The organism is Cellulophaga sp. F20128 (assembly GCF_023015805.1).
Lineage (GTDB): Bacteria > Bacteroidota > Bacteroidia > Flavobacteriales > Flavobacteriaceae > Cellulophaga.
In genome coordinates, this window is the sequence record NZ_JALKBA010000013.1 from 80,516 (window position 1) to 98,825 (window position 18,310).

20 protein-coding genes are annotated in these 18,310 nt (G+C 35.6%); 15 read left to right on the plus strand and 5 right to left on the minus strand.

Translation table 11 applies throughout. The features are described from left to right. The first annotated feature begins 16 nt into the window (after positions 1–16). From MWU65_RS12780 to MWU65_RS12790, 3 genes are all read left to right on the plus strand, one after another. Complete coding sequence (locus tag MWU65_RS12780) at positions 17–910, plus strand: LysR family transcriptional regulator (RefSeq protein WP_247078463.1); 894 nt, start codon at positions 17–19, stop codon at positions 908–910. Between the two features lie 67 nt (positions 911–977). Beyond that, positions 978–1,355 carry an RDD family protein gene (locus MWU65_RS12785; RefSeq protein ID WP_247078465.1) on the plus strand — a complete coding sequence of 126 codons (378 nt, stop codon included), beginning with the start codon at positions 978–980 and terminating at the stop codon, positions 1,353–1,355. A gap of 51 nt (positions 1,356–1,406) precedes the next feature. After that, positions 1,407–1,958 carry a nitroreductase gene (locus MWU65_RS12790; RefSeq protein ID WP_247078468.1) on the plus strand — a complete coding sequence of 184 codons (552 nt, stop codon included), beginning with the start codon at positions 1,407–1,409 and terminating at the stop codon, positions 1,956–1,958. Positions 1,959–1,996: 38 nt separating this feature from the next. On the opposite strand, the gene MWU65_RS12795 is transcribed toward MWU65_RS12790, so the two are convergent. Further along, entirely contained in the window at positions 1,997–2,518 is a 522-nt protein-coding gene (locus MWU65_RS12795) for a DUF456 domain-containing protein (RefSeq protein WP_247078470.1), read from the minus strand. Between the two features lie 120 nt (positions 2,519–2,638). Between MWU65_RS12795 and MWU65_RS12800 the strand changes: the two genes are divergently transcribed. Genes MWU65_RS12800 through MWU65_RS12810 form a run of 3 tightly spaced genes read left to right on the plus strand, consistent with a single transcriptional unit; the run spans position 2,639 to position 5,388 of the window. Further along, the gene (locus tag MWU65_RS12800) at positions 2,639–3,001 is read left to right on the plus strand and encodes a BlaI/MecI/CopY family transcriptional regulator (protein WP_247078472.1); all 363 of its coding nucleotides are present in this window, start codon (positions 2,639–2,641) and stop codon (positions 2,999–3,001) included. Positions 3,002–3,005: 4 nt separating this feature from the next. Beyond that, on the plus strand, positions 3,006–4,226 hold the full coding sequence (locus MWU65_RS12805; protein ID WP_247078474.1) for a M56 family metallopeptidase: 1,221 nt from the start codon (positions 3,006–3,008) through the stop codon (positions 4,224–4,226). Positions 4,227–4,233: 7 nt separating this feature from the next. After that, positions 4,234–5,388 (plus strand): tetratricopeptide repeat protein, encoded by a 1,155-nt coding sequence (locus MWU65_RS12810; RefSeq protein WP_247078475.1) that lies wholly within the window; start codon positions 4,234–4,236, stop codon positions 5,386–5,388. Positions 5,389–5,484: 96 nt separating this feature from the next. On the opposite strand, the gene xylA is transcribed toward MWU65_RS12810, so the two are convergent. Further along, positions 5,485–6,810: a xylose isomerase gene (xylA, locus tag MWU65_RS12815; RefSeq protein ID WP_247078476.1), complete on the minus strand. Its 1,326-nt coding sequence runs from the start codon at positions 6,808–6,810 to the stop codon at positions 5,485–5,487. Between the two features lies 1 nt (position 6,811). Next, positions 6,812–8,299: an FGGY family carbohydrate kinase gene (locus tag MWU65_RS12820; RefSeq protein WP_247078477.1), complete on the minus strand. Its 1,488-nt coding sequence runs from the start codon at positions 8,297–8,299 to the stop codon at positions 6,812–6,814. A gap of 194 nt (positions 8,300–8,493) precedes the next feature. On the opposite strand from MWU65_RS12820, the gene MWU65_RS12825 reads away from it, so the two are divergent. The 9 genes from MWU65_RS12825 (at position 8,494) to MWU65_RS12865 (ending at position 16,649) form a co-directional block, all read left to right on the plus strand. Next, entirely contained in the window at positions 8,494–9,513 is a 1,020-nt protein-coding gene (locus MWU65_RS12825; protein WP_247078478.1) for a LacI family DNA-binding transcriptional regulator, read from the plus strand. A gap of 107 nt (positions 9,514–9,620) precedes the next feature. After that, positions 9,621–10,379, plus strand: a complete 759-nt coding sequence (locus MWU65_RS12830) for a glycerophosphodiester phosphodiesterase family protein (protein WP_247078479.1) — start codon at positions 9,621–9,623, stop codon at positions 10,377–10,379. After that, positions 10,379–11,659 carry an NAD(P)/FAD-dependent oxidoreductase gene (locus MWU65_RS12835; RefSeq protein WP_247078481.1) on the plus strand — a complete coding sequence of 427 codons (1,281 nt, stop codon included), beginning with the start codon at positions 10,379–10,381 and terminating at the stop codon, positions 11,657–11,659. The genes MWU65_RS12830 and MWU65_RS12835 overlap by 1 nt, the downstream gene beginning before the upstream one ends. After that, positions 11,656–12,189: a DUF1697 domain-containing protein gene (locus tag MWU65_RS12840; protein ID WP_247078483.1), complete on the plus strand. Its 534-nt coding sequence runs from the start codon at positions 11,656–11,658 to the stop codon at positions 12,187–12,189. The genes MWU65_RS12835 and MWU65_RS12840 overlap by 4 nt, the downstream gene beginning before the upstream one ends. An 84-nt stretch (positions 12,190–12,273) precedes the next feature. Beyond that, the gene (locus MWU65_RS12845; RefSeq protein ID WP_247078485.1) at positions 12,274–12,681 is read left to right on the plus strand and encodes a hypothetical protein; all 408 of its coding nucleotides are present in this window, start codon (positions 12,274–12,276) and stop codon (positions 12,679–12,681) included. A 99-nt stretch (positions 12,682–12,780) separates the two neighbouring features. Further along, positions 12,781–13,869: a diphosphomevalonate decarboxylase gene (locus MWU65_RS12850; protein WP_247078487.1), complete on the plus strand. Its 1,089-nt coding sequence runs from the start codon at positions 12,781–12,783 to the stop codon at positions 13,867–13,869. Positions 13,870–13,871: 2 nt separating this feature from the next. Further along, a complete protein-coding gene (locus MWU65_RS12855) occupies positions 13,872–14,807 on the plus strand; it encodes a mevalonate kinase (RefSeq protein WP_247078488.1) in 936 nt (311 codons plus the stop codon). Between the two features lie 14 nt (positions 14,808–14,821). Continuing rightward, the gene (locus tag MWU65_RS12860; RefSeq protein ID WP_247078489.1) at positions 14,822–15,727 is read left to right on the plus strand and encodes a geranylgeranylglycerol-phosphate geranylgeranyltransferase; all 906 of its coding nucleotides are present in this window, start codon (positions 14,822–14,824) and stop codon (positions 15,725–15,727) included. Between the two features lie 79 nt (positions 15,728–15,806). Continuing rightward, on the plus strand, positions 15,807–16,649 hold the full coding sequence (locus MWU65_RS12865) for a S4 domain-containing protein (protein ID WP_247078490.1): 843 nt from the start codon (positions 15,807–15,809) through the stop codon (positions 16,647–16,649). Between the two features lie 32 nt (positions 16,650–16,681). On the opposite strand, the gene MWU65_RS12870 is transcribed toward MWU65_RS12865, so the two are convergent. After that, complete coding sequence (locus MWU65_RS12870) at positions 16,682–17,614, minus strand: PorP/SprF family type IX secretion system membrane protein (RefSeq protein WP_247078491.1); 933 nt, start codon at positions 17,612–17,614, stop codon at positions 16,682–16,684. A 4-nt stretch (positions 17,615–17,618) separates the two neighbouring features. Then, the coding region (locus MWU65_RS12875; RefSeq protein WP_247078492.1) for a gliding motility-associated C-terminal domain-containing protein at positions 17,619–18,310 on the minus strand (692 nt) is incomplete at its 5' end.

An 18,310-nucleotide genomic window follows, 5' to 3' on the forward strand; every position in this document is an offset into this window, starting at 1 on the left:
TCAACTAGTAATAACTATGGGTTATCAAATTGAACTACGTCATTTCCATTATTTTTTAGCTGTAGCGGAAGAATTACACTTTAGAAAGGCTGCAGAACGACTGTTTATATCACAACCCGGTTTAAGTAGGCAGATAAAACAAATGGAAGAAATTTTAGAAACCCAACTCTTTGTAAGAAATAAGAAAAAAGTGACCCTTACAGCAGCTGGTGAATATCTAAAGGATGAAATAGAGTTTATTTTAAACCATTTGGAGTTAACCAAAAGACATATAAAATTGGTGAGCCAGGGTAAATTTGGTGAACTAAACATAGGTTTTTTGGGATCGGCCATGCAAACTGTTATACCAGAATTACTATTAAAACTAAAGGATAAATTCCCTAAAATTAATACCAGTTTAGAAGAATTATCTAACAATGCTCAATTGAATGCAATTTTGAAAGATGGCTTGGATATTGGGTTTGTACGTATGACAAGGGTACCTAAGGGGTTAGGGATACACCCTGTGTTTAATGATACTTTTTCAGTGGTTATGCCTGCTGACTATACCGTTTCTGCGGCTAATTTTAAAGGGATGCAACAATTTAAGGAAGAGAGTTTTATTTTGTTTTCTCAGAATTATAGTCCGCTGTATTACGACACGGTGATGAGTATTTGCGAAGATGCTGGCTTTACGCCCAAGGTGTCTCATAAATCTGTGCATGCGCAAACCATTTTTACCTTGGTAGAAAATAATCTGGGAATTGCGATAGTGCCCACCTCTTTACAACAAGGGTTTAATATGAATGTAAAATTCATTGAGTTAAAAAATATACCTCAAAGGGCTGTTTTATCCGTGATTTGGAAAGAAGACAATAGAAATCCGGTCTTGCATCATTGCTTGAAGTTGCTATTGGAGGATGTTATATAAGATTTTTATAGAGCATTTGCGAAATTGGATTAAAAATCATTAGCTTTAGTTATACTAATAGGAAAAGATGAAGGAAATTAATAAAGGGACCAGAATAGTAAACGTTGTGATTGATATGATCGTGGTAAGTTTTATAGCTGCTATGCTCTCGTTGATTTTGGATAATATGGTAAGTTCTCCATTTATTTTCATCAGTGTATGGATGGCTTATTATTTTGTTTTTGAATTTTTCACGGGCAGAACCCCAGGGAAGCTAATTACAAACACCCTTGTGGTCGATTTAGAAAATGGAAAGCCTAGCGCGAAAAGAATTGCAATACGAACGCTATTGCGCCTAAACCCCTTGGATGGAATTTCATATTTGTTTGGACGCGTACAAGGAACACATGATGTATTGTCTAAAACCAAATTAGTTCTAAAGAAAAAGAATGATGCCAGCCTATAATAGTATAGCTGATGCTTCCTATCTTTGTGTCGCTTATTTAAGAAATTAACTATGATTTTTGACCTAATAAAAAAGAGGAGATCTGTTTTTCCTGTTCAATATAATGACAAACCCATTTCCAAAGAGGCGATACAAGAAATATTGGAAGCTGCCAATTGGGCACCGACACATAAAAAAACAGAACCTTGGCGATTTAAGGTAATACAAGGAGAAACAAAGGCAAGATTAGGATTGTTTTTGTCTTTAAAGTATATGGAAACCGATCCCAAACCAAAGCAGTTTAAGGTAGAAAAGTTAATTAGTAACCCCAAAAAGGCAGGAGCCATTATTGCCATATGCATGCAGCGAGACCCTAACGAAAGTATTCCCGAATGGGAAGAAATTGCTGCTACCGCAATGGCGGTACAGAATATGTGGTTGTGTTGTACAGCATTAGGTATTGGCAGTTACTGGAGTTCTCCAGGGCTGATAAAGCATATGGACGAATTTTTCGCAATGGCAGAAGGTGAAAAGTGCCTTGGATTTTTCTATATGGGTTATACTGATGATGAACCAACAACAGGGGTTAGAACACCCATTGAAGATAAAACGGTTTGGTTGTAGTGTGTTAAAGTCTAGGCTGTGCAATTTTGGTTGAATACCTATGATTTATAAAAGAACGGAAACAAAGACGCACTGTACTCCCAAACGGTAGCAATAAATAAACCGAGGTAAATTATAGCCACCATAAACTTTAAAAAGGTCCCGGTTAAGAAACCAATAAAAGAACCAAAAGCAGCCGTTAGGGCTGTTTTTTTATCCGCCTTATTCAGAAGTTCTCCAGCCAAAGCACCTACAAAGGGCCAAATTACAATGCCAAATATTCCTAAAACAGGAAAAAATATAGCGACTAACAATCCGACCGTAGTCCCTATCATACCCGCTTTTGTACCACCAAATTTTTTGGTTCCAAGGGCTGGTATAATATAATCTAAGGCAAAAACTAGTAGCGCTACAACCAAGGTTATACCTAAAAATGTCCAGTCGGTTGGTATGGCCTTGGTAAGATAGAGTAGTAATAGCCCCAACCAACTTATAGGGGGGCCAGGCAAAACCGGTAAAAAACTTCCTAAAATACCCGTAAGCATTAATAGAAACCCGATTAGTAAAAGCGCAATATCCATACTTTGTTTTCTTGTTTGACGAAGATAATTACAATTTGTTACATTTTTTTCAACTAAAAAGTTAGGTTAAACTAAGAAATTAGTTATATTAGCAAAAGAATTGAGTGTAAAGTGAGCAATATGAAGCAATTAACAAAGGCAGAGGAAGAAATAATGCAACAACTATGGCAGCTAGAAAAAACGAGTGTTGCTGCTATCATAGATGGACTTCCAGAACCTAAACCAGCCTATAATACGGTGTCTACCATTGTGCGTATTTTAGAGAATAAAGGTTTTGTGGGGCATGAAAAAGAAGGTAGGGGGTATTTGTATTATCCACTGGTAAAAAAGTCGGATTACAGCAACCAATCTATTACTAAACTAATGGATGGGTATTTTCAAGGCTCCTTTAAAAGTATGGTGTCGTTTTTTATGAAAAAGAACGATATGAGTCTACAAGAATTAGAGTCTATTTTAAAGGATATTAAGAAAGATAAAAAGTAAAATTATGGTACAGTATATCTTGTTATTTGTAACGTTTCAGATTTTGTTTCTAATAATTTATGATGTGTTCTTAAAGCGCGAAACATTTTTTCAATGGAATAGGGTTTACCTTATAGGTACATTTCTAGTGTCCTTATTTTTGCCGTTTGTAAAATTAGCAGCCTTTGCCACGGTTGTTCCAGAGCAATTCTCAGTCATTGTGCTCCAAGAAATTATACTAACGCCAAATACTTCAGATGTAGCCAGTAATTTTTCAATTTTTCAGCTTTTATTCTACACTGGAATGGCAATTTCAGTCTTAGTTTTTGGATTTAAGATTCACCAAATAGTTAAATTAAAGAGACAAGGTGAATTGCAACAATTTTCAGACTACACTAAGGTTACCGTAGCAAAGAGTAACCTCGCTTTTTCCTTTTACGATACGGTTTTTATAGGTGATGCTGTAGACAAAACAAGTGAAAAAGGAATTTTAGAACATGAATTGGTACACATTAGACAAAAACACAGTTTGGACTTATTGTTTTTTGAGATATTACGTATTGTCTTTTGGTTTAATCCGTTGGTTTATGTCTATCAAAATAGGATAGCCGAATTGCATGAGTTTATTGCAGATGACCACGCAGGCAAAGACAATAGAAGCGAACAATACGAATTGTTATTGTCTCAAATTTTTCAAACTAAAAATATTTCATTCATCAATCATTTTTATAAATCATCATTAATCAAAAAACGAATAGTTATGTTACAGAAATCAAAATCGAGTACAATTTTAAAGTTTAAGTATTTGGCACTTGTGCCCCTTATAACGGGGATGTTGTTTTATACCTCCTGTGAAACAGAGCCAAAAGAACAAGTAGATGAAGTAATTGAAATTGCAGTGGATGTGCCTTTTTCAGTCGTTGAAACCCCACCCGTTTTTCCAGGTTGCGAAAATGCCGAAGATGTTCGTGCATGTTTCAATGAGCAAATGAACAAACATATTCGTAAAAACTTTAAATACCCAGAAATAGCCCAACAACAAGGAGTGCAGGGGAAAGTTAATATTCGCTTTGTCATTCAAAAAGATGGGTCTATAGGGCAACTGCAAATGCGGGGACCAGATAAAAATTTAGAAAAGGAAGCGGCTCGTATTATAAGTTTGTTGCCAAAAATGACAGCTGGGATGCAACGCGGAACTAACGTAAGAGTACCTTTTTCTTTGCCCATTACCTTTAGGTTGCAATAAGGTATACATGAAGCCGTACTTATTTTTAATTCTAGTTTTTATAGGTATTAAAGCTAAAGCTCAGTCGTCTGTTTTAACAACTGCAGATAGTTTGTATGCCTCGGGGAATTATACTGCTGCAATAAATAATTATGCAAAATTAGGTACCACCAATGCTAGTTTACAGATTGCTAGGGCATACCATGCTATTGGAAATTACGACAAGGCTATTGCGGAATACAAGAATGTACTTATCAAAAAGAATACTTCTGAACTGCCACGTTTTGAGTTGGGAAAGCTGTTGTCTAAAGTGAATAAAGATTCCTTAGCGCTTTCCGAATTTATGGTATTGATAAAAAACAATCCTAAGAATCCAGAGTATTTTTATAATGCTGGCAGTATAACTGAAAAGCTTGGAGATTCTGATAAAGCACTTATAGATTATAAAAAAGCGGTACTCATTGATAGCACACATTTGCGAAGTCTTTTTAGAATTGGCAGGTATTATGTAGCCCGTAAAGAGGTAGATTCTGTTTTTAAATATGTAGACAAAGGGCTTCGGTTTTATGAAAATGATGTGTCGCTTATTAATTTAAAGGCATTGGCGTTTTTTAATAATTATCAGTATACAGAATCAATTCCCCTTTTTGAACGCTTAATAGCCTTGGGTGAAGCCAACAAAGCACATATTCATAATAAGTTGGCGTATTCTTATTATAAACTTTATGAGTTTGAAAAAGCGTTGGAAAGTTATCGCAATGTTTTAAAACTACAAGCATTAAATCCAGATCCAACAACTTACACTAATATGGCCGAAGTTTTTAGGAAAGACAGTCAATTAGATAGTGCTAAAGTGTATGTGCAAAAAGCCATTGATGAGTTGGTGGTGGTTTTGGATACGGAGTATGGAATGTTGGCCGGTATTGCGCGTGAGCAAAATCAGTTAGGAGAAGCTTTGAAGTATTATAGATTGGCAGCGTATGAAGCGCCTGAGCAACTTAAGTATGCATATCAAATTTGTGCAGTTGGTGAAGCATATTACAAAGATGTTAAGCTTAATTTGAAATGTTACGTTGATCTTAAAAAGCAAATAAAGAACAACGAGCTAAACTCGTATTTTGATGCTCTGGCAGACAAACGTATTACTGAATTAAAAACCCAAATTTCTGAAAATGGTGGTTAGCGACTTGTTTTAAAATTGGTATTCTACAGAAGCTAGATTATTGTCCTTAGGTTATCCCCTCTAAAAAGAGGGGACTAAGGGGTGTGTAAAAAAGATTTAGATATACTGATTCACAATATTCTCAAACAATTCTTGTTTGCCGCTCTGTAGTTTTAATTCGCCATTTTCCTTGGCTAACTTGTACAGGTCATTAAAGTCTAATTTTCCTGCTTCAAAATCGGCTCCTTTACCAGCATCAAAAGAACTATAACGTTCCGACCTCAGTTTATCATAAGGCGAAGAAGTGATAATTTTATCCGCAATTAATAAAGCTCTAGCAAAAGTATCTGCCCCGCCAATATGCGCATAAAAAACATCTTCTAAGTCGGTTGAATTACGTCTTATTTTTGCGTCAAAATTAACGCCGCCACCTTGTAAGCCGCCGGCTTTTAAAAAGGTTAGCATGGTTTCTGTAACCTCGGTAATATTGTTAGGAAACTGATCTGTATCCCATCCGTTTTGGTAATCGCCACGGTTGGCATCTATACTCCCTAACATGCCATGTGCTGCAGCAACTTCTAATTCGTGTTGCATGGTATGGTTTGCTAGTGTAGCGTGATTTACCTCTATATTTATTTTAAAATCGTCTTGTAAACCATATTCATTTAAAAAGCCAATAACAGTAGCCGAATCAAAATCATATTGGTGTTTCATAGGTTCCATTGGCTTTGGCTCTATAAAGAAGTTTCCTTTAAAGCCTTGAGAACGTGCATAATCTCTTGCCATGCCTAAAAAACGCCCCATATGGTCTAACTCGCGTTTCATATCGGTATTTAACAAGCTCATATATCCTTCACGACCACCCCAAAACACATAGTTTTCTCCATTTAATGCAATGGTAGCATCTAAGGCTAATTTTATTTGTCCGCCTGCTCTTGCCAATACATTAAAATCTGGATTGGTAGCTGCCCCGTTCATATATCTCGGGTTAGAAAAACAATTGGCTGTTCCCCACAATAGGTTCACCCCAGAAGCTGCTTTTTTCTCCTTGATATAATCAACTATAGTGGCCAAACGACTTTCAGATTCAGCAAAAGTGTTGCCCTCTTGAATTAAGTCATAGTCATGGAAACAGAAATAATCAAAGCCCATTTTAGTAATAAACTCAAAAGCCGCATCTGCCTTTTCTTTAGCAGCAGTAATGGCGTTCGATGACTTGTCCCATTCAAAACTCTGGGTTCCTGGTCCAAAAGGATCTGATCCTTGTCCGCAGAATGTATGCCAATAGGCAATTGCAAATTTAAAGTGCTCTGCCATAGTTTTTCCTGCTACCACTTGGGTAGGGTTGTAGTACTTAAAAGCTAAAGGGTTGTCAGATTCCTTGCCTTCAAATTTAATATCTCCTATACCTTTAAAGTATTCTTTGTCTCCTATTAATGCCATTTTATTTTTTATTTAAAAGTTGCTCTAATTCGTTTTTCCAGAGGCTATACGCTTTGTAATAGTTGTCTTTTTTAGCCGTATCTGGTGTATATGTATGTATATGATCGTTGTTCATTATTTGATCTCCGAAAGTTTTATAATCTCCGGTATGCAATACACAGGCTCTGGCAGCGCCAATAGCTCCTGTTGTATTGTAAATTTCGATATCCTGTTCTACTAAAGTAGCAATTGTTGTCGAGAAAATTTCTGATTGAAATAAATTGTCATTTCCCGCTCGTATAACCCCAGAAGCCAAGCCGTCTGCCTTCATAATTTCCATGCCATACACAAAAGAAAATGCGATACCTTCCAAAGCAGCCCTGCATAAATGGGCTTTGTTGTGAATGTTTAGATTTAGATTGCTTATAGATGTACCCAAAGATGTATTATTAAGCATCCGTTCTGCACCATTGCCAAAAGGGATAATAGTAACTCCGTTAGAACCAATTTCAATACTCTTTGCTAAGGTGTTCATTGCATCATAAGACGCTACATCTAAATTGTTTAACAGCCAACGGTATTGAATTCCAGCACTGTTAATACAAAGCATTTTTCCAATTTTCAACGCTTCCTTGCTGTGGTTTACATGAGCAAAATGATTTAGTCTTGCACTTTCTTTAATATCCAATTGATCTGTAATTGCATAAACAACTCCTGAGGTACCTCCTGTAGCAGCTACTTCACCAACATTAAAAACGTTTAAGGACAATGCATTGTTTGGTTGGTCTCCTGCACGGTACAAAATAGGAGTACCTTCCGCTAAACCAGAAGTGCTAGCCCCGGCCATAGAAACGGTTCCTTGTGTAGAAAAAGTAGGTACTATATTGGGAAGTAAATCTGCACTTATTTTGTAATAATCCAGCACCCATTGTGCCGGCGTATTGGTTGTAAAGTCCCACAAAATACCTTCCGATAATCCAGATATTGTGGTATTGATACTGTCACTTAGTTTGAAAGCGATATAATCGCCAGGCAGCATAAATTTATGAATCTTAGCATAAATTTCAGGTTCGTTTTCTTGTACCCATTTTAGTTTAGAAGCTGTGAAATTAGCAGGAGAATTTAGCAATTGTGTGGCACATTTGTCGTTCCCCAATTCTTTAAATGCCTTATCGCCTATGGCAACAGCCCGACTATCGCACCAAATTATAGAATCTCGCAGCGAATTACCAGCTTTATCTACAACAACAAGTCCGTGCATTTGGTACGAAATTCCAATACCTTTAATGTCAGATGCGCTAATCTTATTTTGTGAAATTAATTTATGTGTTGCACTGCAAACGTGTGTCCACCAATCGTTTGGGTTTTGTTCTGCCCAACCATTTTTCAATGCAATCATTTCCATTTCGCTCTCAGGCTCATTGCAAACATCCAATTGTTTGCCAGTTGTAGCGTTCACTAAAGCAGCCTTAACCGAAGAGCTGCCAATATCATAACCTATGTAATACATTAAAATAGCTGTGTTTTATGTTTGTGAAAGATATTGTTTTTCTAAAAATTGAGCAAGGCAGATATGGAAAAGAATAATTGAATACGAGGGTATTAACGGAAATAGTGGTAAACGTTAAATTTTTAAGCTTCAGTTAAATTTTTGATTATTGTTTTTTATGCGTAATTTCATCAGTTATTAAAAAGGGTCTTATTTTGAAAAAAGTTATCACACTAAAACATATTGCAAGAGAATTAGAAGTGTCTATTTCTACGGTTTCCAAGGCATTAAAAAATAGTGAGGAAATAAGTAGGGAAACAAAAGAACGAATCCAAGCTTATGCAAAGCTTTATAATTACAGACCTAACAATATTGCGGTAAGTTTAAAAAATAAACGCACCAAAAACATTGGTGTTATTGTACCAGACATTGTTCATCATTTTTTTACAACAGTAGTGCGAGGCATTGAAACTTACGCCAATTCTAAAGGGTATAATGTTATCGTTTGTTTGTCTGACGAGTCTTTTGACAAAGAAGTGATCAATATGGAAATGTTGGCCAATGGGAGTATAGATGGTTTTATCATGTCATTGGCAATGGAAACCCAATTGAAGAATGATTACAACCATTTAAAAGAAATAACAGAACAAGGAATTCCTTTGGTTTTATTTGACAGGGTTACAGATCAAATAGAATGTGATAAAGTGGTAATAAATGACAGGGAAGGTGCTTATATGGCAGTTAAAAAGTTGGTTGAAAATGGGCGTAAAAAAATTGCCTTAATTACAACGGACAACTATTTAAGCATCGGAAAAGAACGTACAGATGGCTATCGTAATGCTTTAAGAGATTGTGGTATAACCGTTAATGAAAATTTAATCTTAAGCCTGCCACAAATGCGGATGGATGAAGGTGCTATTAGTGACTTTTATGATCGGGAAGAGGTAGATGCTGTTTTGTGTGTGCATGAAATATTTGCGATGTATAGTATGCGTGTTGCCCTAAAAAAGGGACTTAAAGTTCCTGAAGATGTCGAGTTTATTGGATTTACAGATGGAATTCTTTCCAAATACGCCTATCCTAGTCTTACTGCCATTGCACAACATGGCGAAAAGATGGGAGAGATTGCTTCAGAAATGTTGATAGAAAAGATTGAAAGCGAAAAAGAAGAAGAAACCTATAGAACCGAGGTGATACAATCAACCTTAGTAGAAAGAGAATCGACCTTGAATTAAGAATAAATAATACTAAAAAAGGGAACGTATATACCGTATATGTTCCCTTTTTTATTGTAGTTATGCATTAAATTTAATTGTGAGTAAGTAGTTAAATCAGAAATAAAATGAATACTAAATATACCTATATAGCAATAATACTTTCTTTATTTTTACTCCAAAGTTGTAGCCAAATGAATGAAAAAGTACTGGTAATTGGTCATAGGGGCGCTATGGGGCATGAAACTGAAAATACGCTGGCATCAATACAGAAGGCTTTAGATTTGGGGGTAGATATGATAGAGATTGATGTGTTTAAAGTTAAAAGCGGTGAGCTCGTTGTTTTTCATGACAGTAATGTAGAACGCTTAACAGATGGAGTGGGCTCCATAGAAGAATACACTTGGCAAGAATTGCAAAAACTAAACCTAGTTGGGAATCATAAAATACCGCTGTTAACCGATGTACTGCAAACCATTGATGCTAAAGTAGGTTTAAATATTGAGTTGAAAGGAGCACATACAGCTAGGGGTGTAAATGCTATCATAAAAGAGGTTATCGATAATAAAAGCTGGACTTTAGACAACTTTTTAATTTCTAGTTTTAATTGGAATGAGCTTGCCATAATGCGGCAAATTAACAATGATATTGCCATAGCGCTGCTCACAGGAAAAGATCCGCAATTGGCCATTCCCATAGCATTGGAACTCAATGCAGTTGCTATAAACCCCGATGCGGGTAGTTTAACTGCCGAAGATGTTAAAGCCATAAAAGCAAAGGATTTAAAAATATACACCTATACTGTAAATGAGCTCCAAGAAATACAAAAAATGAAAGACTTGGGAGTCGATGGTATTTTTACAAATTATCCAGAACGTGTTTATTAATGTTTGATGTTGTTATAATTGGCGGTGGCGCCGCAGGTTTTTTTACAGCCATTCAGATCGCAGAAAATGCTCCGAATTTAAAAATTGCTATTTTAGAACGAGGTAAGGATGTTTTAACAAAGGTTAAAGTATCTGGTGGTGGCCGATGTAATGTGACACACGCAGCGTTTAACCCTGCAGATTTGGTGCTAAATTACCCAAGAGGAGAAAAGGAGTTATTAGGTCCTTTTCATACGTTTTGCACCGGAGATACAATGGCCTTCTTTGAAGAACGTGGAATTCCTTTGAAAATTGAAGAGGACGGAAGAATTTTTCCGGTTAGTAATTCCTCCCAAAGTATTATCGATTGTTTTTTAAAGGAGACAGACCGATTAGGGGTAAAAGTTATAAGACTTAGTCCTGTTTCCGCCATCGAATTCAACGATAAGAACAAACCAGAATTAGGCTGGAAGATCAGTACAACTAAAAAAGAGTATCAGGCCAAAAAAATAGTTATGGCAACGGGGAGCAATCCAAAAATGTGGAAATTAATTGAAGGTTTAGGTCATACCATTATTCCTCCAGTGCCATCCCTTTTTACATTTAATATAGATGACGAACGTATCAATGGAATACCAGGGGTAAGTACTGTGGCCAGGGTGGCTATTTATTCAAAAGTAGTAACGAACACACAACTCACAATAAAGTTAAACGGGAAAACCGCTAAAAAACCATTGTTAGAGGCAGACGGGCCTTTGTTGGTAACGCATTGGGGAGTTAGCGGACCTGCTATTTTAAAACTTTCTGCTTGGGGAGCTACAATCTTAAATGAAGTAGGGTATCAATTTACAATACATGTTAATTGGTTGCCAGACATAGTTCCAGGCGCCGTTATAGATTATTTGCAAGATGTAAAAGAAGCAGAGCCTAAAAAAACGGTGTTACGGACCAAAGTTTTAGACCTTCCAAGAAGATTGTGGACAAGTTTGGTGCGTGCTTCTGGAATAGACGAAACGGTAAAATGGGCAGAAATAACGAAAAAGCAATTGCAGGAATTGTCTCATCAACTTACGGAATGTAAATTTTCTGTAAATGGGAAAAGTACATTTAAAGAAGAATTTGTAACTGCAGGAGGTATTGATTTAAAGGAAATAAATTTTAAAACCTACGAGAGTAAGATAGTGCCTAATTTATATTTTGCAGGAGAAGTTATAAATGTTGACGCCATAACAGGAGGGTTTAATTTTCAGAATGCATGGACAAGTGGTTTTATAGTTGCTCAAGAAATATCTAAAGGATGATCACATACATAGCACTTTTAAGGGGGATTAATGTTAGTGGACAAAAGAAAATTTTAATGGCAGAATTACGTGAGATGCTAGAAAAAATGAAATTTTCTGAGGTGCAAACCTATATACAAAGTGGCAATGTTGTTTTTAAAAGTAATGTTGAAAATGTTGAGGTGTTATCAGAAAAAATTGAAAAAGGAATTTTGAATACTTTTGGGTTTGATGTTCCAATTTTGGTTTGTAAAGCAGCCACTTTAGGGCAAATTTTCAAGAATAACCCTTATAGAGATAAAGACCCTAAAGCTGTTTGTTTTGTATTATTAAATAAAACACCCAAACAGCTATTAATTGAAGAGCTCCGTAAAGTAACCTTTCCTAATGAGTTTTTTGAAATTACTACAAATTGTGTGTATTTGTATTGTTTAGAAGGGTTTGGAAAAGCAAAATGCGGCACTAATTTTTTTGAGCGTAAATTACAAGTACAGGCAACAACACGTAATTATAATACGATGGTAAAGTTATTGGATATGAGTGCCTCCTAAAATAAGACACAGATTACGCAACCAATAGTAAAAAAAAGCATCTTCTTTAATATACCTTCATCTTGGTATTCTTAAAACGAACGTATGAAAAAAAGTATGTCCATAAAACTCCTTCTATGCTGTTTAATAGGTTTTATGAACCTCAATTGTGAATCTGAAGAAATCCCTAAAGTAATTGAACTTGAATTGGGGGAATCCCATAACGGAAATGGTTTTGCAATAACCTTTTTTTCGGTGAAATCAGACTCAAGGTGCCCCATAGGTGTAACCTGTGTTTGGGCTGGTAATGCTGAGGTTGCGTTTACTTTTGAAAATAGGTTAGGTGTTGACTCAGGTTTTAGTTTAAATACACATTCGGGGAATGGTTTTATAAATGATACTTTGATTAACGGATATAGAATTAAGTTGTTAGAAGTGCATCCGTACCCTGAAAAAGACAAAGTGATAAATTTGGATGACTATGTTGCTGAAATTGAAATCAGCAAGGAGTAAGGCCTCAAACATTTGTATCCTAAAAAGTTCTAATTCCAAATTCTTGAATTTGTCGGTCAGGTATCTTTAGTATATTTGTCATAATTAATTTAGAAAAGAATGACCGAAACCGATTTTATACCTTCTGCTTATCCAACGATTGTTTTAGAAGGAACAGTAGAATGGAAATCGCCCAGTAATATTGCATTGGTTAAGTATTGGGGAAAGAAAGAAAACCAGATTCCAGCAAACCCATCCATTAGTTTTACCTTAGATGCTTGCGCTACCACAACCGCCGTAACCTATAAAAAATTAAAAGAAAAAGGAGCAAATTTTTCTTTCGATTTGTCTTTTGAAGGCAAGCCTAAAGAAGATTTTAAACCAAAGATTGAAATTTTTTTAGCAAGAATAGAAAAGTACCTTCCTTTTTTAAAATCGTATCATTTTAACATTGACACTTCAAATTCATTTCCGCATAGCAGTGGAATTGCTTCATCTGCCAGTGGTATGTCTGCCTTAGCATTGTGTTTTATGAGTTTGGAGAAAGAATTAAACCCAGAAATAAGTGCCAATTATTTTAAAAATAAGGCTTCTTTTTTAGCGCGATTAGGATCTGGAAGTGCGTGTAGGAGTATAGAAGGACCGTTAGTGCAATGGGGAAAGCATAAGAATACAAACGGAAGCACGGATTTATTTGGAATAAAATACCCGCATAAGGTACATCCTGTTTTTAATAACTATCAGGACACTATTTTACTCGTTGATAAAGGGCAAAAACAAGTGAGTAGTACTGTGGGGCATAATTTAATGCACAATCATCCATATGCCGCACAAAGGTTTGCTCAGGCACACACAAATTTAGATGACTTACAAACTGTTTTTGAGGAAGGAGATCTTAAAAAATTTATAGAAATAGTGGAGAGTGAAGCATTAACGCTGCATGCCATGATGATGACGAGCATGCCGTATTTTATATTAATGAAACCCAATACCTTAGAAATCATCAATAAAATATGGGAGTTTAGGACAATAACAAAGTCAAATATTTGTTTTACCTTAGATGCAGGCGCTAATGTGCATGTGCTTTATCCTGAAAGTGAAAAAGAACAAGCATTTCAATTTATTAAAGATCAGCTTATTGCATATTGTGAAAACGAGCAGTATCTTTGCGACAGAATTGGACTAGGCGCGAAACAATTATACAATTAAGAATGAAAGGACCTTTATTTTACTCAAAAATTCTTCTTTTTGGAGAATATGGAATCATAAAAGACTCTAAAGGTCTTTCTATACCTTATAATTTCTTCAAAGGCGCATTAAAAACGTCAGACGAATTATCAGTAGAAGCTGCAGAGTCCAACCTTAGTTTACAGAAATTTGCAACGTATTTAGAAAAAATAGCAGTAGAAGACCAAAGTTTTACGTTTGATATAGAAACGCTAAAACGTGATGTGAGTAACGGGATGTATTTTGATAGTTCTATACCACAAGGCTATGGTGTGGGAAGTAGTGGTGCTCTTGTTGCGGCAATTTATGACAAGTACGCTTTTAATAAAATAACCATTCTAGAAAATTTAACAAAAGAAAAGTTACTTACCTTAAAAACTGTGTTTAGTAAAATGGAATCTTTTTTCCATGGGAAGTCCTCAGGTTTAGACCCATTAAATAGTTATTTAAGTTTACCGATTCTTATAAATTCTCAAGATAATATAGAGTCTACAAGTATTCCATCTCAAAATAACGAGGGTAAAGGAGCTGTTTTCTTATTGGATAGTGGTATCATTGGTGAAACTGCGCCTATGGTACAATTGTTTATGGAACGTATGAAAGAGGATGGCTTTAGGCATATGCTAAAAGATCAGTTTATAAAGCATACAGATGCTTGTGTTGAAGATTTTGTCAATGGCAATGTGAAATCTCTGTTTGGTAATATAAAGCAATTATCGCATGTAGTTTTAGATCATTTTAAACCTATGATCCCTTCACAATTTCATCAATTATGGAAACACGGCATAGACACAAATAAGTATTATTTAAAACTATGTGGTTCAGGCGGGGGCGGCTATATTCTTGGTTTTACCGAAGATATTGAGCATGCGCGTAAAGAACTAAAAGATTATAATTTAGAAGTAGTTTATAACTTCTAAACTTCATTTTAAATATGTTAAGCAGAAAGAACAGACTTATAGTTTTAAAGTTCTTTAGCCTGTTTTCGGTGGTTAGGGGGTACAATATTTTAGTGATAGCCCTAGCACAATATTTAGCCTCCATTTATATCCTTGCACCACAACTGCCACTCCGTACCGTTGTTTTGGATATTAATCTTTTTATAATTGTATTGGTATCGGCAATGGTCATTGCATCGGGTTATATTATCAATAATTTTTACGATTCAGAAAAAGACCTTATCAATAAACCAAAAAAGAGCATGCTAGATCGGTTGGTGAGTCAGCGCACTAAATTAACAACCTATTTTGTGTTAAATTTTCTAGCTGTTTTCTGTGCTAGTTATGTGTCTTTTAAGGCAGTTATGTTTTTCTCTTCTTATATTTTTGGAATTTGGTATTATTCACATCGATTGAAAAAAATACCCTTGCTCGGAAACTTTGTATCTGCGACTTTGGCTATTGCACCATTCTTTGTTGTATTTGTGTATTATAGGAATTTTGAAACTGTGATTTTTGTGCATGCCATATTTTTATTCGTTCTTATTTTGGCAAGAGAAATGATCAAGGATTTGGAAAATATAGCGGGAGATTTGGCCCAAAACTATAAAACCATCCCAGTTTTGTATGGGACTAAGTTGTCTAAAATAGGAATCACCTTACTGGTGTTATTCAGTTTAATACCATCCTTACTGTTGATTTATAATTTTGATGTGGGTCACATGCACTTTTATTTTAAAATGGCAATATTGTTACTCATTGCCTTTGTGTTCCTATTATGGCGATCTCAAACAAAAAAACAATACAATACACTGCACAATATTCTTAAATTTATCATCATTGTTGGAGTTTTTAGTATTTTGTTGATAGACATAGACTTAGTTCTAAATAGAATTTTATAAGAATAGGCGCTATATTATAGAGTACTATAGTATTACATCCAAATTCCTTTGCTACCTTTGCAAAAAAAATAAAACTACAATGGGCAAATCTGACTATAATAAGGACAGAAAATCTTCGGGAAAGGATAATGGAGGAATGAAAAAGAGGAATTTCACTGGTTCAGGTACACCAAAACCAAAGAATACAAGCCCTCAAAAACCATCAGACCCTAATGCTATTCGATTGAATAAATATGTTGCAAATTCTGGAGTATGCTCTAGAAGAGAGGCCGATGTATTTATTGCAGCTGGTAGCGTTACCGTTAATGGTAAAGTAGTGTCAGAAATGGGGTATAAGGTTAAACTAGACGATGTTGTAAAGTTTGATGGTCGCCATTTAAACCCAGAAAAGAAAGAGTACGTATTACTAAACAAACCCAAAGATTTTAGTACAACCGTAAGAAATGAGCATGGTAAAAGAAATGTTGCAGGCTTAATTTCAAGTGCTTCTAAGTCTACCTTGTTACCTGTAGATAAAATGGCAAAAGCCTCTACGGGCTTGTTGTTGTTTACCAATGATGGTGAACTTACAAAACGGTTAGCCACACCAAAAAACGGTATTCGTAAGATATACCATATAGAATTAACAAAGCCTTTGCAAAGTGCCGATCTGAAAAAAATTCAGAATGGGGTTGCTATTGACGAGAATGTTGTAAACGTTCAGGATATTAGCTATGTAGATAATGCGCCTAAAAACCAAATAGGAATTGAGCTTTTTAGCAGCAGAAGTAATATTGTAACCAAAATATTTGAACACTTGGGTTATGAAGTTGCCAAGTTAGATAGAGTTATTTATGGCGGACTTACAAAAAAAGATTTACCGCGCGGACACTGGCGTTATTTGACCAAACAAGAGGTTATTAACCTAGGAATGGTAAAATAAAAAATGTGCCAAGCATAATTTAGAACCCAATCCTAGTCTGAATACCCCTTTCCAAATTTATAAGTAATTGCAATACCATGGGTATTGGCAATGGGAGCGTCTTTAGCGTTGCTACTGTTGTAGTTGTAAATAAATCGTATATTTTTTAGTGCATAAAAGCCAGCTAAAAAATTAAGGGATGTGTTTGTTCTGTACCCAATTCCCAATTCAAATTTATTATTAAAACTACCTGCCACATTGAAATCTGCTTGTAATGGCGCCCCTTTTTCTTGTTTTATAAGTGCGTTTGGTTTAATCATTGTATGCTCAAAAAGATCGGTGTAAAATCGGTATCCTAAATAGGCATAATACACACTTTCTAGATTAATATTGTCTTCAGAGGCAAGCTTATCTCCAAGGATGTTAGGAGAGGAAGCCCCGATAAAAAAGGTATCGTGATTAAACATAATTCCTAGTCCAACTGTTGGTATAGTAGCATTTACATTTTCTTGAAATCTAGGATCATCGGTAATGCCCAACTCTAAAAGGTTGTCTTTAAATACTTGTAGGCCGCCGGTGATACCAAAGGATAGCACAGTAGGTGTAAAGTGCTGCCAATAAGGCCTGTTGCTCTTAAAATCAAAAAATATCTTATAAGAATAAGCCCCAAAAATATTCGTTGAGGAAGTTACCCCAATATCATCCTGAATAAACCCTGCGCCAATACCTACTTTTCCATCATTTAGGGCGGTGTTAAAACTGAGGGTGAAGTTTTTTGGGCTTCCCTCAAATTGTTTAGAGAAACCCGAATTGCTTATCGCAATTTCGGTGTCTTCTTGAAAACCTGCATAGGCCGAATTTATAATAAATGCATTATAATTGTACTCTGCAAATACGGGAGTTTGTTGCCCGTAAATTATGTTGAAATTAAATACAGATAGGAGCATAAGAATACCTAAGGCTGTTGTATTTTTTCTTGAAATCATTTAATTATCTTTTTAAAACAAGGAAGCCTTGTAGTTTTTCAAAATTATGGACACTACTAATACTGAAGTTGAAGAAATAGGTTCCTTCAGGAAGTACCTTGGCACCTATTTTAGTTTTTTTATTGGCAATACCTCTAAATACTCTAGAGGCATTATCATACCCTTGTATTTGAAAAACCATATCTCCCCAACGGTTATAGATTGTAACAATATTATCTGGATTGTCTTCAATACCTTCAATATGCCAGTATTCATTAATTCCATCGCCATCAGGAGAAAAACCATACTTTACTTTGTTTTTACTTTCTTTTACAGTTGCAAATGACGCCTCAGAACAGCCAGAGGCATCTCCTAGATCATTGTATGGGGTTATGTTTACATAAATTATAGTTCCCAAAGGTAAATCGGCAACAAGGTTGTAACTCGTTAAAATGGCTACATCTTCATCGTTTATTATATCTGTTCCCCCTGAAGTGGTTCCTACTGATAATCTATAACCCGTTGCTTCAGCAACCATATTCCAGCTTAGATCTGTATCTATTGGTACATTGGTAGTCCCCGTAAGCGGACTGCTCAATGAAGTACAGTTAGGGACGGTTGTCGTATTTTCTGTGGTAAACGACTCTTCAGAACATCCAGTGGCATCTCCCGTTGCGTTATACGGAGTGATAGTCACATATATTTGTGTGTTTTCAG